General features: G+C 53.2%; 19 protein-coding genes. 13 read left to right on the forward strand and 6 right to left on the reverse strand.

The window, feature by feature from the left end:
* Positions 1–17 precede the first annotated feature (17 nt).
* Positions 18–2,351: a DNA translocase FtsK gene (locus tag L1F30_RS08595; RefSeq protein WP_253361651.1), complete on the reverse strand. Its 2,334-nt coding sequence runs from the start codon at positions 2,349–2,351 to the stop codon at positions 18–20.
* Between the two features lie 248 nt (positions 2,352–2,599).
* Here L1F30_RS08595 and trxB point away from each other — a divergent pair, with 248 nt between their 5' ends.
* From trxB to infA, 4 genes are all read left to right on the forward strand, one after another.
* Positions 2,600–3,550: a thioredoxin-disulfide reductase gene (trxB, locus tag L1F30_RS08600; RefSeq protein ID WP_253361653.1), complete on the forward strand. Its 951-nt coding sequence runs from the start codon at positions 2,600–2,602 to the stop codon at positions 3,548–3,550.
* A gap of 52 nt (positions 3,551–3,602) precedes the next feature.
* Positions 3,603–4,298: a leucyl/phenylalanyl-tRNA--protein transferase gene (aat, locus tag L1F30_RS08605; protein WP_253361655.1), complete on the forward strand. Its 696-nt coding sequence runs from the start codon at positions 3,603–3,605 to the stop codon at positions 4,296–4,298.
* Complete coding sequence (locus tag L1F30_RS08610; protein WP_253361657.1) at positions 4,291–5,004, forward strand: arginyltransferase; 714 nt, start codon at positions 4,291–4,293, stop codon at positions 5,002–5,004. Before aat ends, L1F30_RS08610 begins: the two co-directional genes overlap by 8 nt.
* Before the next feature lie 104 nt (positions 5,005–5,108).
* A complete protein-coding gene (gene infA, locus L1F30_RS08615) occupies positions 5,109–5,327 on the forward strand; it encodes a translation initiation factor IF-1 (RefSeq protein ID WP_015046008.1) in 219 nt (72 codons plus the stop codon).
* 105 nt (positions 5,328–5,432) lie between these two features.
* Here the strand turns inward: infA and clpA are convergent, their stop codons facing one another.
* Both clpA and clpS read right to left on the reverse strand, forming a co-directional pair.
* Positions 5,433–7,718 carry an ATP-dependent Clp protease ATP-binding subunit ClpA gene (gene clpA / locus L1F30_RS08620; protein WP_253361659.1) on the reverse strand — a complete coding sequence of 762 codons (2,286 nt, stop codon included), beginning with the start codon at positions 7,716–7,718 and terminating at the stop codon, positions 5,433–5,435.
* 13 nt (positions 7,719–7,731) lie between these two features.
* On the reverse strand, positions 7,732–8,115 hold the full coding sequence (clpS, locus tag L1F30_RS08625; protein ID WP_253361661.1) for an ATP-dependent Clp protease adapter ClpS: 384 nt from the start codon (positions 8,113–8,115) through the stop codon (positions 7,732–7,734).
* A gap of 273 nt (positions 8,116–8,388) precedes the next feature.
* On the opposite strand from clpS, the gene cspD reads away from it, so the two are divergent.
* On the forward strand, positions 8,389–8,652 hold the full coding sequence (gene cspD / locus L1F30_RS08630; protein ID WP_253361663.1) for a cold shock domain-containing protein CspD: 264 nt from the start codon (positions 8,389–8,391) through the stop codon (positions 8,650–8,652).
* Positions 8,653–8,743: 91 nt separating this feature from the next.
* On the opposite strand, the gene icd is transcribed toward cspD, so the two are convergent.
* Positions 8,744–10,000 (reverse strand): NADP-dependent isocitrate dehydrogenase, encoded by a 1,257-nt coding sequence (gene icd, locus L1F30_RS08635; RefSeq protein WP_253361665.1) that lies wholly within the window; start codon positions 9,998–10,000, stop codon positions 8,744–8,746.
* Between the two features lie 221 nt (positions 10,001–10,221).
* Between icd and L1F30_RS08640 the strand changes: the two genes are divergently transcribed.
* The 8 genes from L1F30_RS08640 to L1F30_RS08675 all read left to right on the forward strand — a co-directional run bounded on the left by L1F30_RS08640 (position 10,222) and on the right by L1F30_RS08675 (position 17,635).
* Entirely contained in the window at positions 10,222–10,902 is a 681-nt protein-coding gene (locus L1F30_RS08640; protein WP_253361667.1) for a pseudouridine synthase, read from the forward strand.
* On the forward strand, positions 10,899–11,360 hold the full coding sequence (locus L1F30_RS08645; RefSeq protein ID WP_253361669.1) for an NUDIX domain-containing protein: 462 nt from the start codon (positions 10,899–10,901) through the stop codon (positions 11,358–11,360). Before L1F30_RS08640 ends, L1F30_RS08645 begins: the two co-directional genes overlap by 4 nt.
* Before the next feature lie 30 nt (positions 11,361–11,390).
* Positions 11,391–12,503, forward strand: coding sequence for a tRNA 2-thiouridine(34) synthase MnmA (gene mnmA, locus L1F30_RS08650; RefSeq protein WP_253361671.1), 1,113 nt, complete (start codon positions 11,391–11,393; stop codon positions 12,501–12,503).
* Positions 12,504–12,506: 3 nt separating this feature from the next.
* Entirely contained in the window at positions 12,507–13,136 is a 630-nt protein-coding gene (hflD, locus tag L1F30_RS08655) for a high frequency lysogenization protein HflD (protein ID WP_253361673.1), read from the forward strand.
* An 81-nt stretch (positions 13,137–13,217) separates the two neighbouring features.
* Positions 13,218–14,582 carry an adenylosuccinate lyase gene (gene purB / locus L1F30_RS08660; protein WP_253361675.1) on the forward strand — a complete coding sequence of 455 codons (1,365 nt, stop codon included), beginning with the start codon at positions 13,218–13,220 and terminating at the stop codon, positions 14,580–14,582.
* A gap of 47 nt (positions 14,583–14,629) precedes the next feature.
* Complete coding sequence (locus L1F30_RS08665) at positions 14,630–15,802, forward strand: cupin domain-containing protein (protein WP_253361677.1); 1,173 nt, start codon at positions 14,630–14,632, stop codon at positions 15,800–15,802.
* 434 nt (positions 15,803–16,236) lie between these two features.
* Positions 16,237–16,800, forward strand: coding sequence for a hypothetical protein (locus L1F30_RS08670; RefSeq protein WP_253361679.1), 564 nt, complete (start codon positions 16,237–16,239; stop codon positions 16,798–16,800).
* 1 nt (position 16,801) lies between these two features.
* Positions 16,802–17,635, forward strand: a complete 834-nt coding sequence (locus L1F30_RS08675; RefSeq protein ID WP_253361680.1) for a hypothetical protein — start codon at positions 16,802–16,804, stop codon at positions 17,633–17,635.
* Positions 17,636–17,690: 55 nt separating this feature from the next.
* Here the strand turns inward: L1F30_RS08675 and L1F30_RS08680 are convergent, their stop codons facing one another.
* Positions 17,691–19,862: a malate synthase G gene (locus L1F30_RS08680; RefSeq protein WP_253361682.1), complete on the reverse strand. Its 2,172-nt coding sequence runs from the start codon at positions 19,860–19,862 to the stop codon at positions 17,691–17,693.
* 153 nt (positions 19,863–20,015) lie between these two features.
* Positions 20,016–20,954 (reverse strand): LysR family transcriptional regulator, encoded by a 939-nt coding sequence (locus L1F30_RS08685; RefSeq protein ID WP_253361684.1) that lies wholly within the window; start codon positions 20,952–20,954, stop codon positions 20,016–20,018.
* Between the last annotated feature and the right edge of the window lie 16 nt (positions 20,955–20,970).

A 20,970-nucleotide genomic window follows, 5' to 3' on the forward strand; every position in this document is an offset into this window, starting at 1 on the left:
CGAATACTCTTGAAATTTTAGTGTTTCGGTGGTGCCGGCGCGAGTACTTCACGGTTGCCGTTAGTGCCCATACTGGAAACCACGCCCGCCTCTTCCATGGCTTCAATCAGGCGGGCTGCGCGGTTGTAGCCAATACGCAATTTACGCTGCACCGATGAAATAGAGGCTTTGCGGGTTTCTGTAACGAACGCCAGCGCTTCATCGTAAAGCGGGTCTGACTCGCTATCGCCGCCCTCCTCGCCTTCTGTGGCAAGCCCCGGTACCGGAATGCTATTGGTGCTTTCATCAATGATGTCGTCCAGGTAATTGGGCTTGCCGCGCTTTTTCCAATCGTCTACTACGGCGTGTACTTCGTGATCATCCACAAAGGCGCCGTGTACGCGCACCGGTACAGAAGTGCCGGGCGGCAAGTAGAGCATGTCTCCGTGGCCTAGCAGCTGTTCAGCACCGCCTTGATCCAGAATGGTGCGTGAATCGATTTTCGACGACACCTGAAACGCAATGCGCGTAGGCACGTTTGCCTTAATCAAACCGGTAATTACGTCCACCGAGGGGCGCTGGGTGGCCAGAATCAAATGAATACCCGCAGCCCGTGCTTTTTGGGCAATGCGGGCGATCAATTGTTCAACTTTTTTGCCGACGATCATCATCATGTCGGCGAATTCATCAATCACCACCACAATGGCAGGCAAGGTTTCCAGGTCTGGCGCCTCGGCCACTGATTCACCGGGGGTGAAGTTTTCATCGGCCACAAATAGCGGATCTTTGATGGGCTGGCCGGCCTTAATGGCATCTTCAATTTTGCGATTAAAGCCTGCCAGGTTGCGCACGCCGAGCGCTGCCATCAGTTTGTAGCGGCGCTCCATTTCACCCACACACCAGCGCAGGCCGTTGGCGGCGTCTTTCATATCTGTGATTACCGGCGTGAGCAGGTGCGGAATGTCATCGTAGATTGAAAGCTCAAGCATCTTGGGGTCCACCAAGATCAAGCGCACTTCCTTGGGCGTCGATTTGTACAAAAGGCTCAACAGCATCACATTCACGCCCACGGACTTACCGGAGCCTGTGGTACCGGCAACCAGCAGGTGCGGCATTTTGGCGAGATCTGCAATCACCGGTTCGCCGGCGATGTCGTGCCCCAGAGCCATGGTAAGGGGCGATTTGGCGCGATCGTAAACCGAGGATGCCAAGACTTCGCTCAAGCGCACCATCTCACGGTGCTCGTTCGGGATCTCAATACCCACAACCGATTTGCCTGGAATCACCTCCACTACCCGCACGCTGATTACCGCCAGCGAACGCGCCAAATCCTTGGCAAGGTTGGTAATGCGCGACACCTTTACACCCGGTGCCGGCTGTATTTCAAAGCGGGTGACCACGGGCCCTGGCAATACGGAAACCACTTCGGCGCTGATGTTGAAATCCGCAAGCTTGAGTTCCAATAGCTTGGAGAGCGCCTCCAGGTTTTCTTTGCTGTAGCCTTTACCGCGATTGTCGTCGGCAGGTTCCAGCAGGCTGATTTTAGGCAGCTCGCCATCTACGGTGGTGTCCACAAACAGGGATGTCTGTTTTTCCTTTTCAACTCTCGGGCTGGGCGCTTTTTTCTTGACGGGCGACTCAATAAGAATGGGCTCGCGCTTTTCCTGCTTTTCTACCTGCGCTGCAATCGCCTTGCGGCGGGCCTTTTGTGAGGCCTGTGCCTGGGCGGTTTCCCGGCGCTGCTGGCGACGCTGAGCCCATTTGGCGCGCGCCCATTCCAGTACAGCCAGGGTAATGCGGCCGGTGTTATCCATCAGCCGGATCCAGCTGAGATCGGCAAACACCGTTAAGCCAAACAACAGGCTGGCCAATAAAATCATGGAGGCGCCCACGAAGCTGAAGGCGCCATCGAGCGCTGCAGAAACCGATGCGCCTAGCAGCCCACCCTCAGAGAAAGGCAGGTTTGCCTCGCCCGTTTGGTGCAGTGCGATGAGCCCTGTGCCGCCAATCATCAGTAACACCAGGCCCATGAGCCTCAGGCTGAGCAGCAGGCCATCGAAGCCGCGGTTGGATTTGCGATCCCGAAAGATCAGCCAGGCGCGCCAGCCCAATAGCCACGGGAACAGGTAGGCCATATAGCCGAATAACGACATAAACACATCGGCAAGCCAGGCGCCAAAAGGCCCGCCGGCATTGCTCACCACGCGGTTCAAGCCAGTGCTAGACCAGCCCGGATCTACCGGATCGTAGGTGGCCAAAATCAGCGTTAAAAAAGCACAGACTACCAACAGCCCGATAAGCGTACCTTCGGTGACGGCACGGCCTACCACCTTGGTGGCGCTCGCGGTTTGGGTTTGTTCCAAGGACTTCAATCGCTCACCCTTTTTCAACAAGCTTTGTTTGTGCACTTGCACGCAAAGCAACTAATAACTTAATAATCAATATGTTATACGCTTTTCTTAAAGTAAACAAAAGCGATAAATACCCGCTATAGCTAACTGTTATCCGATAGATTAAGCGATACAATTTGCCAAATTTGATGCTGTCCCTAGAATTTGGGCCAGCTTGCCCCCATTGATGGGGCATCACCTAACACAACCTATAGAATCAGGACGACCCTATGAGCGACATCAAGCACCATCGCCTCATCATTCTGGGCTCAGGCCCGGCCGGTTACACCGCCGCAATTTACGCGGCACGCGCCAACCTGAAGCCCGTGGTAATTACTGGCATGCAACAAGGCGGCCAGCTTACCACAACCACTGAGGTGGAGAATTGGCCTGGTGGTGTACACGACCTGCAAGGCCCTGATCTGATGGTGCAGATGCAACAGCATGCCGAGCGCTTCGACACCGAAATTTTGTTTGATCATATCGATTCGGTTGATTTAAACCAGCGGCCGTTCATTTTGAAAGGCTCCAGCACTTACAGCTGTGATGCGCTCATCATTTGTACCGGTGCCAGCGCCCAGTACCTTGGCCTGCCCTCTGAAGAGGCCTTTATGGGCCGTGGCGTATCTGCTTGTGCTACCTGTGATGGCTTCTTCTACCGCGATCAAAAAGTGGTGGTGGTAGGCGGCGGCAACACCGCTGTTGAAGAGGCGCTTTACCTCTCTAATATTGCCTCTGAGGTAATTCTGGTACACCGCCGCGACAGCTTGCGCTCTGAGAAAATTCTGCAAGACAAGCTGTTTGAGAAGGCGAAAAACGGCAATGTGACACTCATGTGGAACCACACATTGGATGAAGTGCTGGGCGACGACTCAGGTGTAACGGGCATCCGCGTTAAAAGTACCCAAGACGGCAGCACCCAGGAGCTGGATGTTCAGGGCGTATTTATTGCCATTGGCCACAAGCCCAATACCGACATCTTCCAGGGCCAGCTGGAAATGAAAGATGGCTATATTGTGGTGCAATCTGGCTTGAACGGTGGCGCTACCCACACCTCGGTAGAGGGTGTTTACGCTGCGGGCGATGTGTCTGACCACATTTACCGCCAGGCGATTACCTCGGCAGGCTCAGGCTGTATGGCGGCGCTCGATGCAGAAAAATACCTGGATGATTTAGCCTAAATTGCCCTCGGGGGTTAAGCTGATAACCTGCGCTACATAAAGGAGTTGTCGCTTGATCCCCTGGCTGCCCCCTGATACACCCCGATTTCCGCCCACCCATACTGCATTAAAAGACCCAAACGGACTCCTGGCCGCCGGTGGCGCCCTTACCCCTGCCTGGCTTTTGCTGGCCTACCGCCATGGCATATTCCCTTGGTTTGATGAAGAAGACGTCATACTCTGGTGGTCGCCGGCGCCGCGCATGGTGTTGTTGCCCGCCCGCGTTCACATATCGCGCAGCCTGCGCAAAGCCATGCGTAAAGATGCCTTTGAGGTGCGCTTTGATACTGCATTCAAAGAGGTGATAGGCCATTGTGCGAGCTTGCGCAAAGCCTCCGGCACCTGGATTTTGCCTTCTATGCAGCAGGCCTACTGCACGCTGCACGCCTTAGGTTATGCCCACAGCGTTGAGATCTGGTTGGCAGGCGAGCTGGTGGGCGGCCTGTATGGCGTGTGCATCGGGGGCCAGTTTTTTGGTGAGTCCATGTTCTCTTTACACCCCAACGCCTCAAAGGTGGCCCTTGTGGCACTGGCACGCCACGCAGAGGCCTGGGGCATACAGGCAATAGACTGCCAAATGCACACCGATCACCTGGCCTCTATGGGGGCCGAGCTCTATGACCGCCAGGCCTTTGAAGCTATGCTAAAAGCATGCGATCTTGATACCAAGGCCGATTGGCGCCTGCGCCCGGAACTCATGCATGTCTAGCTCTATTAACCTCAAGCTGTTTTCGACCCACCCTCATCCCTGTAGCTATTTGGATGATCAAGAGGCCACAACGGTATTTGTAGACCCTGAGGCCCCTATGACCCCGGCGCTCTACAGTCGCCTTTCAGATTTGGGGTTCCGGCGTTCAGGCCAACATGTGTACCGGCCACAGTGTGCCGAATGCAGTGCTTGCTTGCCGGTTCGTGTACGCCTGCAGGACTTCAAACCCAATCGTACCCAGAAACGAACCCTCAAGCGCAACAGAGACCTGCAGCTTGAACTGGTAGATTCCATAGATACCGATGAGTGTTACGCCCTCTATGCGCGCTATATTGCCGAGCGCCATCAGGATGGCGATATGTACCCGCCCAGCCGCTCGCAATACCAAGGCTTTTTAACCACTGAATGGGGTATTACGCGCTTTTTGGTGGCGCGCGCCGACGGCAAGCTTGTGGGGGTTGCCGTTTGCGATCAACTGGAACAGGGGTTATCTGCGGTTTATACCTTTTTCGACCCGGCCTTAAGCGCCCGCAGCCTGGGTAGCTGGTTCATTTTGCAGCAAATTCATTGGGCGAACCGGCTTGGCCTGCCCTACCTCTACCTGGGTTATTGGATTCGGGATTGCCAAAAAATGAACTATAAAACCCAATATCAACCGCTGGAATGCTTTAGAGCCGGCTTTTGGGCGCGATTATCGGCAAATTAATGGCCACTGTCCTTGGCGATCGCGGTGAATTAGTGCACAATTGCCGCCTTCTCGAAATTGGCCCATTTTCCGGCCAACGTATGCATCAAAGAGGACATTGCCGGATGGCACGCGAAGATCATATTGAAATGGAAGGTGAAGTGGTAGATACACTGCCAAACACCACCTTTAAAGTTAAGTTAGAAAACGGTCATGTGGTAATTGCACACATTTCAGGCAAGATGCGTAAAAACTATATCCGCATCTTAACCGGCGACAAAGTAAAGGTTGAGCTTACCCCTTACGATTTGTCCAAGGGCCGCATTACCTACCGCGCACGTTAATAAATTTACCGCCTTCAAGGCCGCTTGCGTAGAGCGCGTAAGCTAGGCCTACAGGCAATAAAAAAGGCAGCCCAGCTGCCTTTTTTATTGCCTGTAGGATCTGCACTAACTCATGGCGGGTTCTTTTTCACTTTCGGTGTTTACCACCAATTGCCCGCCCTCTTCATCTACAGTCACAAGGCCGCCCGACTCTGCCAGCTCGCCAAACAAGACCATTTCTGCCAAGGGCTTCTTGATCTTCTCTTGAATCAAACGGGCCATGGGGCGCGCGCCCATTTTTTCATCGTAACCGTTTACTGCCAGCCACTCACGGGCGGCCTCGGTTACATTGAGCTGTACGTGTTTATCATCCAGCTGCACCTGTAATTCAACCAGGAACTTATCCACCACAGTTTTGATGACATTCAGCGTGAGCGGCGCAAATTGCACTATGGCATCGAGTCTGTTTCTGAACTCCGGCGTGAAAGACTTCTTAATTTCTTCCATGCCATCGGTACTGTTGTCTTGATCGGTAAAGCCCATTGAGCGCTTGCTGAGCACATGTGCACCGGCGTTGGTGGTCATCACCAAAATCACGTTGCGGAAATCGGCTTTGCGGCCGTTGTTGTCGGTGAGGGTACCGTGGTCCATCACCTGCAGTAACAGGTTGAAAACCTCAGGGTGCGCCTTTTCAATTTCATCCAACAGCACCACGCTGTGCGGGTGCTTGGTTACAGCATCGGTCAGCAGGCCACCTTGATCAAAGCCCACGTAGCCGGGTGGCGCACCAATCAGGCGCGATACCGTGTGCCGCTCCATGTATTCAGACATATCAAAGCGCAGCAGTTCTATGCCCATAATTTTGGAAAGCTGGCGGCAAATTTCGGTTTTGCCGACACCCGTTGGCCCGGCTAACAAGAAAGACCCGATGGGCTTGTCGCCAGAGCCAAGCCCTGCACGGGCAAGCTTAATGGAGGTGGCAATGGTAGCCACAGCTTCATCTTGGCCGAACACCACCATTTGCAGCTGTTCTTCCAGCGTGCGCAGCTGCTCTTTGTCGTTGCTGGATACACTTTTGGTTGGGATACGTGCAATTTTTGCCACCATGGCTTCAATGTCGGCCACGCCAATTTGCTTTTTGCGTTTATTGGCAGGTTGCAATTGCTGGAAGGCACCGGCCTCGTCGATGACATCAATGGCCTTGTCGGGCATGAAGCGATCGTTAATGTATTTGCCTGCAAGCTCGGCGGCTGCGCGCAATGCGGTATCGGTGTATTTCAGGCCGTGGTGCTCTTCAAACCGGCTCTTAAGCCCCTTCAATATGAGGTAGGTATCTTCAACCGAAGGCTCGTTCACGTCGATCTTTTGGAAGCGGCGTGAGAGCGCGCGATCTTTTTCAAAGATGCCGCGGTATTCCTGGAAAGTAGTGGAGCCAATGCAACGCATTTCACCGGAGGTAAGCAATGGCTTTAACAGATTAGAGGCATCCATCACGCCACCGGAGGCCGCGCCTGCACCAATAATTGTGTGGATTTCATCGATGAACAGCACGGCGTTTTCTTGTTTGCGAAGATCGGCCAGTAAGCCCTTAAAACGCTTCTCGAAGTCGCCGCGGTATTTTGTACCTGCCAAGAGCGACCCCAGATCAAGTGAATAAACTACCGAGTCGAGCAGTGTTTCGGGCACTTCACCGTCTACAATTTTCTTCGCCAAACCTTCTGCTATGGCGGTTTTACCCACGCCAGACTCGCCCACCAGTAGCGGGTTGTTTTTCCGCCGCCTGGCAAGTACCTGGGCCACCCGCTCTACTTCGTCGTCGCGGCCTACCAATGGGTCGATTTTACCGGTGGCAGCCAGCTCGTTTAAGTTAGTGGTAAAGCTGTCTAGCGGGCTTTGCTGGGCGCCGGATTCTGCCACTGCCTCTTCGTCTACAGCATCTGGGCTCTGCTCGGGCGCAGCATGGCCAGAGTGGCCAGAAACTTTTGAAATGCCGTGGGTGATGAAGTTCACCACATCAATGCGGGCAATAGATTGCTGCTTGAGGTAGTAAACCGCCTGGCTTTCCTGCTCGCTAAAAATGGCCACAAGCACATTGGCGCCGGTGACTTCTTTTTTACCGGAAGACTGAACGTGAAACACCGCGCGCTGCAACACCCGCTGGAAGCCGAGCGTGGGCTGGGTTTCCCGCTCAGAATCATTCTCGGGAATTAACGGGGTTGTGGAGTCTACAAACTCAATGAGTTCTTTTCTAAGTTTGTTGATATCTGCGCCACAGGCTCTGAGTACGGTGGCGGCAGATTCATTATCCAGCAGTGCAAGTAACAAGTGCTCTACCGTCATGAATTCATGGCGCTTTGCCCTGGCCCCTTTGAAGGCCAGGTTCAAGGTAACTTCTAAGTCTTTGCTTAACATCTTTAGTAAACCTCTAAGCTTCGTCACCTTCACCAGCGGCTTCAATTTCACACAGAAGCGGGTGCTGGTTCTCGCGTGCATACTGGTTAACCTGCGCGGCTTTCGTTTCCGCTATGTCCCGGGTATACACTCCACATACGCCTTTACCCTGCGTATGGACTTGCAACATGACTTTAACGGCCTTCTCCCTGTTCATGGAGAAGAAGCTTTCCAGCACCTCAACCACAAAATCCATTGGCGTATAGTCATCGTTCATTAAAACTACCTTGTACATCGACGGGCGCTTTAATGTGGGCTTGGCCTCTTGTACGGCTACCCCCCGGTCGTGACCAACGTCGTCTTCACCTTCATCGCCATGACTACTTAATGTTAGTTGAAGAAATTTAAGATTTCCCATGTTGGTCCACTGTGAGTTGCTAATTTTGACAGCGCCATTTTACCTAAGTTCGCCAGGATTACCCGGTAACTAGCCCTATCCCTTGACAGATGCGTCCCAGTTGGTTAAAAGATGACTTATCCAGTTACTTTTTAACCACATTTGTCGGTACCTTTAACACATATGGGTACCGATTCCGCCCCTCACAAGGGCCGGCTGTTGTTTTTAGAAGGTTGTGCTTTTATAAAAACTATAAAAACACGTTTCAAATCAAGGCAATAGAAGGATTTACCTATGCCTACAGGTACAGTTAAGTGGTTTAACAACGCTAAGGGCTACGGCTTTATACTGCCAGATAGCGGTGGTGAAGATCTATTTGCTCACTACTCTGCTATTCAGATGGACGGCTACCGTACGCTCAAAGCCGGCCAGCAGGTCACCTTTGATGTTGTTGAAGGCGATAAAGGCTTGCACGCCACCAATATTCAAGCCAGTGATGCAGAGCAGCCTGCGGCGCCCGAAGTACAGCGCCCGCACCTGAAAGCTGTAGCTAACTAGCACCTTAACGCCCTCTACCTTTTTTGTGAATTCAACAAAAAAGCCCCGAACTCGGGGCTTTTTTGGCATCTAAATCAACATATTCTCTAATTCAGCTGATTTTCTTGATAATTGCATCCCCAAACGCCGAGCACGACAACAGCGTTGCATCATCCATAAGCCGCTCAAAATCATAGGTGACTGTTTTATCGGCAATGGCACCTTCCACACCTTCAATAATGAGATCTGCAGCTTCTCGCCAACCTAAATGCCGTAGCATCATTTCAGCCGAAAGAATCAGTGAGCCGGGGTTTACCTTATCTTGGCCGGCATACTTTGGGGCTGTGCCGTGGGTTGCCTCAAACAAGGCCACGGCATCTGAATTGTTGGCGCCAGGGGCGATGCCTATGCCACCTACTTGTGCCGCCAGGGCGTCAGAGAGGTAATCGCCATTGAGGTTAAGGGTGGCGATAACATCGTATTCCGCCGGGCGCAGCAGAATCTGTTGCAACATGGCATCGGCAATCACGTCTTTAATGACTATTTGCTTACCGGTTTTGGGGTTGCTAAAGGCGTGCCATGGGCCGCCATCAAGGGGTTTGGCACCAAATTCATCGCGCGCCAGCTCGTAACCCCAGTCGCAGAAGGCACCCTCGGTGAATTTCATGATATTGCCTTTGTGAACCAGGGTCACCGAGGGCAAGTCCTGATCTACGGCGTATTGAATGGCCTTGCGTACCAATCGCTTGGTGCCTTCACTGGATACGGGCTTAATACCAATGCCCACATTTTCCGGAAACCGGATCTTGGTCACGCCCATTTCCTTTTGCAGGAAATCCACCACCTTCTGGGCTTCGGGCGTTCCCGCCTTCCATTCAATGCCGGCGTAAATATCTTCCGAGTTTTCACGGAAAATCACCATGTCTACTTTGCCGGGCTCTTTTACGGGCGATGGCACCCCTTTGAACCACCGTACCGGGCGCTGGCAGACGTAGAGGTCCATCTCTTGGCGCAGGGCGACGTTTAGTGATCTGAAGCCACCGCCTACGGGCGTGGTGAGCGGCCCTTTAATGGCCACAACATATTCGCGAATGGCATCGAGGGTTTCAGCGGGAAACCAGTCGCCGGAGTATTTTTCTGCGGCCTTCTCACCGCAGTAAACCTCCATCCAGGCAATGGATTTTTTGCCACCATAGGCTTTTTTAACGGCTGCATCGGTGACTTTGCGCATCACGGGGGTAATATCTACGCCTATGCCGTCGCCTTCTATAAATGGAATAATTGGCCGGTCTGGTACGGTGAGTGAGAAATCCTTGTTGACGGTGATTTTTTCACCATCGCCCGGTACTTGGATGTGCTGATAACCCATTGCTTGCTCCCTCATTAATGAATTTTCGTGGGCAAATGCCGCAAAGAACGCAGCGCCCGAAAGGCTGGCCCAGCTGCGATGCTTGCCGCCGGTAGTGCCATGCATGATAGCATGCCCCACTGCGACCATGATTTTCGTTAGTTAGTTCCATCATCACTCAAATCAATGAACGGCGCGCTTTTAGTGCTGTTTTTATAGACTTATCTATACCCAGAGGCACCGTGGCAACCCTCGTTTTATTAAATAAGCCCTTCAATGTTTTAAGCCAGTTTACCGATGATCAGGGCCGGACCACGCTTGCGGATTTAGTTCATACCAAGGGTGTTTACCCTGCAGGCAGGCTCGACTACGACTCCGAGGGCCTGCTTCTACTCACCGCAGACGGCGAGCTTCAGCACCGTATTGCAAGCCCTACCCACAAACTGCCTAAAACCTATTGGGTGCTGGTGGAGGGCGAGCCTGCTCCGCAGGCCCTGCAGCTGCTCCAGCGGGGAGTTACCTTAAACGATGGCCCCTGCCGGCCCGCTAAAGTCAAAACCATTGCCCCGCCAAGGCTCTGGGCCCGTAACCCGCCCGTGCGGGTGCGCAAAAACATCAAAGATACCTGGCTTGAAATCACCATTACCGAAGGCCGCAACCGGCAGGTGCGCCGAATGACCGCCGCCATTGGCCATCCAACGCTCAGGCTCATTCGCGTGGCTATCGGGCCCTGGAAACTGGGCACACTGGTGCCTGGGGAGTCGCGCAAAGAACAAGTTCACTTGCCCTCTTCGGGTTCGCCCAGGGCCAAAACGGGCTCAAATAATGAGCAAGCGGGCGCAGGTGGCCCGCCTAAAAACGCGCGCAGACCCAAAGCAGGCCCTAAGAAGCCGCACACTAGCCGCCAGCGGGCGCCACGATGAGTAGCGCCTTTGCACCCCATGTCACGGTGGCAACCATTGTTTGCCGTGTGGTCGATGGCGCTACCGAGTTTTTGTGCGTAAAAGAACATACGCCGCAAGGAATTCGCATTAACCAGCCTGCCGGTCACTGGGAGCCGGGTGAAAGCCTGGTGGAGGCCGCAGTGCGCGAAACCCGTGAGGAAACCGGTTGGGCCGTTGAGATCACAGGTTTTGTGAGTGTTACAAGCTTGCTGGCCGCCAATGGCGAGACCTACCTGCGATTTACCTTTGCCGCAAAAGCGTTGGGCCCTATTGAAGGTGCTCTGCTCGACCCGGAGATCATAGAGCCCTTGTGGTTGACCCAAGCACAACTAGATCGCCAAAAGAGCCTTTGGCGCAGCCCCTTGGTAGGTGATGTGATCGCCCAGTACCAAAGGCTTGGCGAGCAGCCTCTGGAGCTTGTTACCCATGGGCGGTAGAATCGCCGGCCCAGTACTAGAGGTATCCCCATGAGTATTCAACCCACCCCTCCAGCCAAAGTGATTGTCGGCATGTCTGGCGGCGTAGATTCGTCTGTGTCTGCGCTGCTGCTTATGGAGCAAGGCTATCAGGTTGAGGGCTTGTTCATGAAAAACTGGGATGAAGACGACGGCACCGAGTATTGCACCGCCAAAGACGATTTAGCCGATGCCGAAGCCGTGTGTAAGAAGCTTGGTATCGTGCTGCACACAGCCAATTTTGCCGCCGAGTACTGGGATAACGTTTTCGAGCATTTTTTGCAGGAATACAAGGCCGGGCGAACCCCTAACCCCGACATCCTCTGTAACCGCGAAATCAAATTCAAAGTGTTTCTGGAATATGCAGAGGCACTGGGCGCAGACTATATTGCCACCGGCCACTATGTGCGCCGGGCAGACGTTAATGGCCACACCCTGCTGAAAAAGGGCGTTGATGGCAACAAAGACCAAAGCTACTTCCTGCACGCAGTGGGTGAGGCAGAGTTCGCCAAAAGCCTGTTCCCCGTGGGTGAGCTGGAAAAACCCCAGGTGCGCAAGCTGGCCGAGCAGCACAACCTCGTAACCCATAACAAAAAAGATTCCACCGGCATTTGTTTTATTGGCGAGCGCCGGTTTAAAGATTTCCTGGAACAGTATTTACCGGCCCAGCCCGGCCCCATGGAAACCATGGACGGCCAGCGCATTGGCCAGCACCACGGCTTGATGTATTACACGCTGGGCCAGCGCCAGGGCCTTGGCATTGGTGGTGTAAAGGGGTTTCCCGAGGAGCCCTGGTTTGTAGTGGCTAAAGATCTTGCCAACAACACCTTAAAAGTAGCCCAGGGCACAGATCACGACGCGCTCTATACCGATACCCTAACAGCGAGCGAGCCTCACTGGATAAACGCAGCCCCGGCCCTGCCCTTACGGTGCTACGCCAAAACCCGGTATCGCCAGCCGGATCAGGCTTGCGAAATTACCGCAGGCCCCAATGGTGGCTTGAAGGTCGCGTTTGATCAGCCTCAACGAGCGGTAACTCCCGGCCAATACGCGGTGTTTTATCTGGGCGACGTGTGTTTAGGCGGCGCGGTAATTGATGCAAGTTTTAACGAAAAAGCGCAGTAATAGATGAACAAAACCGATGTACAAGCGCTCGCACTGGCGGGCATTTTTGAAGCCACAACCCAAGTAGAGCGCCTGGCTACCAGTGGCATGAAAAATAAAGACAGCTTTCAAAACCTGATTAACAGCCTTTTTGTACAAACGCCGCAGCAACCGGAAGATGTGTATCAGGCACCACTGGAATCCGGCCTGGAAGCGTTAATCCAGTTTCTTCAAAAAGGTAAGCAGAAAGGCAGTTTTGTAGACCGCTACGTTCACGGGCTGCTCTATTTACAAAAAAAGCTCACCAAGCACCCCGCCATGCTTGAGACCATTGGCACCCGAATTGGCCAGGCCCGGCATCAGCTCGAGCATTTTGGTGCAGATCACGAGAACCTGGTGGCCAACCTGGCCTCTATTTACACAGAGACACTCAGTACCTTCCGGTTTCGCATTCAGGTGATGGGTGAAATGACCTACCTGCAACAATCGCGCATTGCCGATCAAATACGCTGCCTGCTGCTGGCGGGCATTCGCAGCGCGACCCTCTGGCGCCAAATGGGCGGTTCACGTTGGCAACTTGTGCTACAGCGCCGCAGATTACTTGAGTCTGCAGAGCGCCAGCTGTATGAGCTGCGCAAAAAATCGACACATTAAGCCCTGAACAAGCTGCCTTTAACGGCCAATTCGGGTAAGATGCCGCCCCTGAATTTGACCTTGATTATCGGGAGCTCCCCCATGGAATTGTCTGCCCTGACGGCTGTATCGCCCATTGATGGCCGCTACGGAAGCAAAACTACTGATTACCGTGCAATTTTTAGTGAATTCGGCCTCATTAAATGCCGTGTAGAGGTGGAAATACGCTGGCTGCAACAGTTGGCGCGCCACGCAGATATCCCGGAAGTGCCCGCCTTCTCCGCCGAGACCAACGCCCTGCTCGACGCCATTGTGGCCGATTTTTCAGTGGCCGATGCCGAGCGCGTAAAAGCCATTGAAGCTACAACCAATCACGACGTAAAAGCCGTTGAATACTTTATTAAAGAGCGCTTTGGCGACAACGAAGAACTGGCAAAGGTTAAAGAGTTTGTGCATTTTGCGTGCACTTCGGAAGACATCAACAACCTGTCTCACGGCTTGATGCTAAATCGCGGGCGCAGCATTTTGAGTGCCCAAATGCAGCAGCTAATCGATGCTATTGCAAAGCTTGCCCACGAGTTCGCCGCCGACCCAATGCTCTCCCGCACGCACGGGCAAACTGCATCTCCCACTACCGTGGGCAAAGAAATGGCAAACGTGGTTGCGCGCCTGCGCCGCCAGTTAAACAGCATTGAGCGCGTTGAAATGCTTGGCAAGATCAACGGCGCTGTGGGGAACTACAATGCGCACCTTTCTGCCTACCCGGACATTGATTGGGCCGCCAACGCGAAAACCTTTGTTGAAAGCCTGGGGCTCACCTTCAACCCTTACACCACACAAATTGAGCCGCACGATTACATTGCCGAACTGTTCGATGCCATTGCGCGCTTTAACACCATTGTTATCGATTTCGATCGCGATGTTTGGGGCTATATTTCACTTGGCTACTTCAAACAAAAAACCGTTGCCGGTGAAGTGGGCTCATCCACCATGCCGCACAAAGTAAACCCAATTGATTTTGAAAACTCAGAAGGTAACTTGGGCATTGCCAACGCGGTATTTAATCACTTGTCTGCCAAGCTCCCCATTTCACGCTGGCAGCGTGATTTAACGGATTCAACGGTACTGCGCAACATGGGTGTCGGATTTGGTTACTGCGCCATTGCCTTTGCTTCGTCACTTAAGGGCATTAGCAAGCTTGAGATTAATCGCGCACGCCTGCAGGAAGATTTGGATAACGCCTGGGAAGTATTGGCAGAACCCATTCAAACCATTATGCGTCGCTACGATGTGCCAGAGCCCTATGAAAAACTCAAGGCGCTCACGCGTGGCCAAACCATCAATCAGAAAGTGCTGATGGACTTCGTAGAAACCCTTGAAATACCGGAGTCTGCCAAAGAAACCATTCGCGCACTGACACCACACAACTACATTGGCAACGCAACAGAACAAGCCAAAGACCTCTAAAAATACGGCAGCTTAGGCTGCCGTTTTACTTTTTAAACGAGAATACTATGCCTACCCTGCCAAGCCTCGGCGAGCTATCGCTGGATACATTTCTATCTGATTACTGGCAAAAAAAACCCGTGGTGCTGCGCGGGGTATTTCCCGATTGGCAATGCCCATTAACGCCCGATGAATTGGCGGGCCTTGCCATGGAAGAAGAGGTAGAGTCGCGTTTGGTGCTTGAGCGGGATCAAGGCAAACCCTGGCAGCTGAAAGCCGGCCCATTTTCTGATGAAGATTTTGACCAGCTACCTGAAAACGGCTGGAGCCTGCTTGTGCAGGCGGTAGATCATTGGGTACCAGAGGCTACGGCGCTGCTAGATCAATTCCGGTTTATTCCCAACTGGCGACTGGACGACCTGATGGTAAGTTACGCCCCAGACGGTGCATCTGTTGGGCCACACTTTGATTTCTACGACGTATTTCTGGTTCAAGGGCTGGGTAAAAGGCATTGGCAGCTTGGGCCAAAGTGCAATGCCCAAAGCGCCCGTGTGAAAGATACGCCGTTAAACATACTGGCAGATTTCAAAGCCGATGCGGAATATATTCTGGAGCCAGGCGATGTACTCTATGTGCCACCGCAGTTTGCGCACTGGGGCGTTGCACAAGGCGATTGCATGACCTATTCCGTGGGTTTTCGGGCACCCTCGCACGCGGAAATTCTGGATGACTATGTAGCCGAGCTTTGCAGCCGTTTGCCCGAGCATCTGCGTTATCAAGACCCGGCGACTGCGCCCACCCAAACTCCCGGCCTGCTGGGTAACGATGCCCTGAGTGCCTTACAAGCTCTTTTGACCGAGCAGATTAATCAGCCACAACAGCTGGCGCAATGGTTTGGCAAGTACATGACCGAACCCAAGTACCTGCCCGATCAAGGTACGGAAACGGCACCGGATCAAGAGGCACTTAGCCAGGCCGCGGCCGAACTGCAAGAGCACGATGGCCCGCTGTTTCAGGCGCCAGATGCGCGATTTGCCTATTTTGAAAGCCAGCTGTTTGCCAATGGCGAACGCTATGAGTGCGATGCTGAAACTGCCGCCCTGCTCGCCAATACCCGATGCATTTCTGGCTGGCAAGCTCAGGTAACACAGCCGGGTGTTGCCGCCTTGCTAAGCCAACTGGTTGCCCGAGACCTGCTGTGGTTTGAAGATCCAACTGCCCCTGAAGGTGAAGACGAATAAGGGGCTAACCCTTTTCGGCTTTCGCCCAGCCATCCCCCCGCAGTGCGCGTGTCGCGCGGGGGGATGTGCAGCCTGCCTCTCGGTAGTTCAGCCTCTAATTTACAGTTTTGCCCAGGTTCGCGCCTTAAAATCCGGCCACAAGCGGCAACTGTTAAGGGTGGCGCCGTAGCACGCTTGGCTACTGGCTACTGGCTACTGGCTACTGGCTACTGGCTACTGGCTATAAGGGGCCAGTGGCTGCAAACCCCAATGGCTCACAGCGCGCAGCGGTTTGGCTTTTACGTGTAAGCTTCTTACCGTTACACCCTTCCTGGCTTCTACAAAGGCGCTGATCTTCTATGGTATGGTAAGAATTGTACCGAGGCTGCGATTGCACTTTGCACCAAACGCCGGTTACTCACGCCCTGCTAACTTTCAGCCCAATGGGAGCAGCTATGAGCCAAGACCTAAAGCCCTCCGAACTCGGTGAGTTCGACATACAAGGGGCGAGCGCTGCAGACACCACCCCTTCGCTTATTATTCTCTCTGAACTTGAAGGCTTTCGGGCCTTTGCCACCGAGCTTGCTTCACAATCGCGCAAGCAGCTGCGTATATATAGCCAGCAGCTCAACCCTCTCATTTTTGCCGAAGAGGCTTTTGTATCTGCCTGCTCAGCCTGTGCACGAAACAACCCAAGGGCAAAAATTGAAATATTGGTAAGCCTGCCGCAGGCGCTTATTGAACAGCCCCACCCGCTGGTTCGTCTGCAGCAACGGCTTTCAGATAAAATTAAACTGCGCGCGCTCCCCAGAGATTTCGACCCGGAAAACATTCATAAGCTTGAGCGTGAATACCTGCTAGGCGACGACGATAAAATATTACTGCAGCACGATAGCGCGCAACTCGATGGCTTTGTAAACTTTGATGACAGGCCCAATAACCGTGATTTCCAGAAGAAGTTCGACTACCTTTGGGGCCATGGTGAAGCCATTGGCCCACTGCAGCGACTAGGGATATAACATGAGACTGTTTCTGATTCTGGCATCTTTGCTGTTAGCGTCTGGGCTTGCCCCCGCGGTGGCCGAAGCCGATTCCCGCATGATTATTTACACACTGCCCGTTAAGCACCGCACGCCTGAATCTATTGTGGCGGCCATTGAGCCCATGCTCGCCCCAGGTGGCAGCCTCTCAAGCTCCGGCAACAAGCTTATTATCAAAACCACGTCACAAAATTTTCAAGAGCTTAACTTGCTCATTGATGAGCTTGATACACCCACGGCACAGCTTTTGGTGAGCGTGCGCCAAGAGGGAGTTAATAACAGCCAGCAAGCAGGTGTTGGCGTGACAGGTGGTATTAAGCGTGGGACCATTTTACTAAATGGTGAGCCCGCTCAACAAAAGCAGCCGCAAGAGCAATATGACCGCAAGACTCATGTGACAGTAACCCGCAATAGCGGGTGGGGTAACAAAACCAGCAGTTACCAGTTGCGCGCACAAGAAGGCGAGCCTGTATTTATTCAAACGGGGCAGCAAATACCCATCCAAACCCGTTACGGCATTGTGGGTGGCAGCACCACTGAGTATCACGCGGTAAACAGTGGCATCAGTTTTGTGGCCAGGCTTGCCGGTGATGGTGTGATTCTTGATATTACCCAGCAGCAACAAACACCTGTTGAAGGTAATCGCATTGAAACCCAGTCGCTCAGAACGCAAGTGAGCGGCCGTCTTGGTGAATGGATTTCACTGGGTGGCACGCAATCGCTCAATGGCTCACGGGAACGGGAGCTTACCCGCTACCGCTCAACACAGGGGCAAAACGACAGTAATATTTACGTTAAGATTGATCGCTACTGAAGCAATAGCGCTAAATTTAACGTAAAAATACGCCCTCTTGTGAGGGCGTTTTAATTTAAGCTTGCTTGAGTTTTCTACGGTAGTTGTGCAACAAAGGTTCAGTGTAGCCGTTTGGCTGCTCTTTGCCTTTGAACACCAAATCTAGCGCAGCCTGATAGGCAATACTTGTATCCAGGTTACTTGCCATCGGCGTGTAGGCGGCATCGTTGGCGTTTTGCTCATCAACAACTTTAGCCATGCGTGCAAAGGTTTCTTTAACCTGTGCTTCACTGCAAACACCGTGATGCAGCCAGTTAGTCATGTGCTGGCTGGAGATACGCAGTGTCGCACGGTCTTCCATCAAGCCCACATTATTGATGTCTGGTACTTTTGAGCAACCTATACCTTGGTCAATCCAACGCACCACGTAACCCAAAATACCTTGCGCGTTGTTGTCCAGCTCTTTCTGGATTTCTGCACTGGTCAGGCTCTCGGGCTTTGCCATTACGGGCACTGTAAGAATGTCATCCAATGACGCCTGCGCGCGCGTTAAAATCTCTTCTTGGCGTGCTGCTACATTTACGCGGTGGTAATGTACCGAGTGCAAGGTTGCCCCGTTGGGTGACGGTACCCAGGCTGTGTTGGCGCCAGATTCCGGGTGGCCAATTTTTTGCTCAAGCATGGCAGCCATTTCATCAGGCATGGCCCACATGCCCTTGCCTATTTGCGCTTTGCCCGCCAAGCCACACGCGAGCCCTACATCGACGTTGGCGTTTTCATACGCCTGAATCCAGGCTTGTTGCTTCATTTGCCCTTTGGGTACAAAGGGGCCAGCCAACATGCTGGTGTGAATTTCGTCGCCGGTGCGATCCAGGAAACCTGTATTGATAAAAACCACACGTTCTTTGGCCACGTGAATACACGCCTTGAGGTTTACCGTGGTGCGGCGCTCTTCATCCATAATGCCAACTTTCAGCGTGAACTCTGGCAGCCCTAGCGCACGCTCAATGCAGGCAAACAAATCACAGGTGAAGGCAACTTCTTCTGGCCCGTGCATCTTGGGCTTCACAATATATACGCTGCCTGTGCGTGAGTTGTTAATTGCACCGTTGTTAAGCAGATCGTGCTTGGCTGCCAGTACGGTCACCATGCCATCCAAAATACCTTCAGGTATTTCGTTGCCCTCTGTATCCAATACCGCATCGGTGGTCATCAGGTGGCCCACATTACGGACAAACAACAAGCTGCGGCCGTGCAACACTAACTCGCCGCCATTGGCTGAGGTGTAAACGCGATCTTCTGCAAGCTTTCGCACCACGCGCTGGCCGCCCTTCTCAAAGGCTTCTTCCAGATCGCCCTTCATCAAGCCGAGCCAGTTTTCGTAAACTTCAGTTTTATCTTCTGCATCAACGGCGGCTACGGAATCTTCACAATCCATAATGGTGGTAATGGCAGCCTCTACCAGCAAATCTTTCACGCCAGCTGGGTCTGTTTTGCCAATGGGGGCTGTGCGATCAATCTGGATTTCAATGTGTAAGCCGTTGTTTTTTAGCAGTACAGCGGTGGGGTCTGATTCAGTACCGCGGTAGCCCACAAACTTTTCTGCCTGCGCAAGGCCCGCCTCTGTACCATTTTGCAGCACTGCACGCAACTCACCAAAGCTCACCTTGTACTGCACCACATCGCGGTGACTGCCAACAGCTAGGGGGGCTGCCTGGTCTAAATGATCACGGGCAAAATCAATCACTTTTTGGCCGCGAACCGGGTTGTAACCCTTGCCCTTTTCAGCGCCATCTTCTTCTGAAATGGCGTCTGTGCCGTAAAGTGCGTCGTACATACTGCCCCAGCGGGCATTTGCAGCATTCAAGGCAAAGCGCGCGTTTTTCACCGGCACAACCAGCTGCGGGCCGGCTTGCGTGGCTATTTCTTCATCTACATTGGTGGTGCTAATGGCGAAATCTGCAGGTTCTGGCTGCAGGTAGCCGATCTCTTGTAAAAAGGCTTTATAGGCGCCCATATCTTGTATGGGGCCAGGGTTTTGGGTGTGCCACTGGTCAATCTTGGCTTGTAACTCGTCGCGCTTGGCAAGCAAGCTGCGATTGCGTGGGGCGAAGTCTTTCAGGATTTCAGCGAGCGACTGCCAAAAGTGCTTGGGTTCAACGCCTGTGCCAGGTGCTATTTTATTGGCCACCAGCTGGTGCAGGCACTCGGCTACTTGTAAGCCACTCTCTTCTGTTCGCTTAGTCATTATTACCTTCCCCTATCTAAAATTACTGGCATGTAGCATGGCTATGTAGATCTTAATGGCCATAAGCGACATGAATCCTAGCGCAGATTCTAAAGAGGGCTTCGAAATTTATCTAACAGATAGAATCTATACCGATCATTCATGCTGAAAATGCTACTGGGTGCTGTGCGCCACGTCCACAATCAGGCGGCGCATCCACTGATGTGCGGCATTGTTTTGCAAGAGCGGGCTCCAGGCCATCTTGAGCTCGAACTGGGGCACCTCAAAGGGTGGATCTGCCACTACCACTTGCGGATTGTGCTCATGCAGTCGGGCGGCTTTCGACGGAATCGTCACGATAAGGTCTTTTTGCTCTGCCAATAACATGGCAGCCTGGTAGTGCCGGGTAAATACACTGATACGGCGCTTCTTGCCCTGCTTGGCCAGCGCTTCATCCACCCAACCCAGGCGCTGCACGTCGCGGGGGTTAACCCCAACGCCCACGCCCATTCCGGTTTTGCTCACCCATACGTGCTGGGCCTGCAGGTAGGCCTCAAGAGAAAATCTGTCTTTTATGGGGTTTTCTGCGCTAAACATGCAAGAGAAGCTGTCTTTCCATAGGGTTGTCTGGTGGAAGGATTGGGGCATGCTGTCAAAGCGGTTGATCACCATATCCACCTTGCCCTGCTCTACATCGAGAAAGCTTACGTCTGACGGCGTCATGATATCCAGGGTAACGCCGGGCGCCTCTTGGCGCAGCCGGGTAAGCACGCGAGGAAATAGCACAGCCTCTGCGTAATCGCTGGCCATTATTCGATACACACGGTCAGAGGCTGAAGGGTCGAAATCGCTTTGCGGCTGCACGGCTTTTTCCACATTGGCCAATACATCGCGAATCACCGGCTGCAGGCTGAGTGCGCGCTCTGTTGGGGTCATGCCTTCACTGGTGCGCACCAACAGCGGATCTTCAAACAGGTCGCGCAGGCGTCGCAAACCGTTACTCATGGCGGGCTGGCTCAACCCCAGCTGATTGGCAGCCTTGGTGACATTGCGCTCGCGCAGCAATACATCCAAATAAACCAGTAAATTGAGATCAATTCGGTTAATATTCACGCTCTTTCCCCTGCTT

The organism is Simiduia sp. 21SJ11W-1 (genome assembly GCF_024138675.1).
Lineage (GTDB): Bacteria > Pseudomonadota > Gammaproteobacteria > Pseudomonadales > Cellvibrionaceae > Simiduia.

Bases quoted from the DNA above. Each gene is read 5' to 3' on its own strand.
- hflD (WP_253361673.1), top strand. From the start codon at position 12,507: ATGAACAAAACCGATGTACAAGCGCTCGCACTGGCGGGCATTTTTGAA.
- cspD (WP_253361663.1), top strand. From the start codon at position 8,389: ATGCCTACAGGTACAGTTAAGTGGTTTAACAACGCTAAGGGCTACGGC.
- L1F30_RS08610 (WP_253361657.1), top strand. From the start codon at position 4,291: ATGTCTAGCTCTATTAACCTCAAGCTGTTTTCGACCCACCCTCATCCC.
- L1F30_RS08670 (WP_253361679.1), top strand. From the start codon at position 16,237: ATGAGCCAAGACCTAAAGCCCTCCGAACTCGGTGAGTTCGACATACAA.
- icd (WP_253361665.1), bottom strand. From the start codon at position 10,000: ATGGGTTATCAGCACATCCAAGTACCGGGCGATGGTGAAAAAATCACC.
- clpA (WP_253361659.1), bottom strand. From the start codon at position 7,718: ATGTTAAGCAAAGACTTAGAAGTTACCTTGAACCTGGCCTTCAAAGGG.
- L1F30_RS08645 (WP_253361669.1), top strand. From the start codon at position 10,899: ATGAGTAGCGCCTTTGCACCCCATGTCACGGTGGCAACCATTGTTTGC.
- clpS (WP_253361661.1), bottom strand. From the start codon at position 8,115: ATGGGAAATCTTAAATTTCTTCAACTAACATTAAGTAGTCATGGCGAT.
- trxB (WP_253361653.1), top strand. From the start codon at position 2,600: ATGAGCGACATCAAGCACCATCGCCTCATCATTCTGGGCTCAGGCCCG.
- L1F30_RS08680 (WP_253361682.1), bottom strand. From the start codon at position 19,862: ATGACTAAGCGAACAGAAGAGAGTGGCTTACAAGTAGCCGAGTGCCTG.
- L1F30_RS08675 (WP_253361680.1), top strand. From the start codon at position 16,802: ATGAGACTGTTTCTGATTCTGGCATCTTTGCTGTTAGCGTCTGGGCTT.
- infA (WP_015046008.1), top strand. From the start codon at position 5,109: ATGGCACGCGAAGATCATATTGAAATGGAAGGTGAAGTGGTAGATACA.
- purB (WP_253361675.1), top strand. From the start codon at position 13,218: ATGGAATTGTCTGCCCTGACGGCTGTATCGCCCATTGATGGCCGCTAC.
- mnmA (WP_253361671.1), top strand. From the start codon at position 11,391: ATGAGTATTCAACCCACCCCTCCAGCCAAAGTGATTGTCGGCATGTCT.
- L1F30_RS08665 (WP_253361677.1), top strand. From the start codon at position 14,630: ATGCCTACCCTGCCAAGCCTCGGCGAGCTATCGCTGGATACATTTCTA.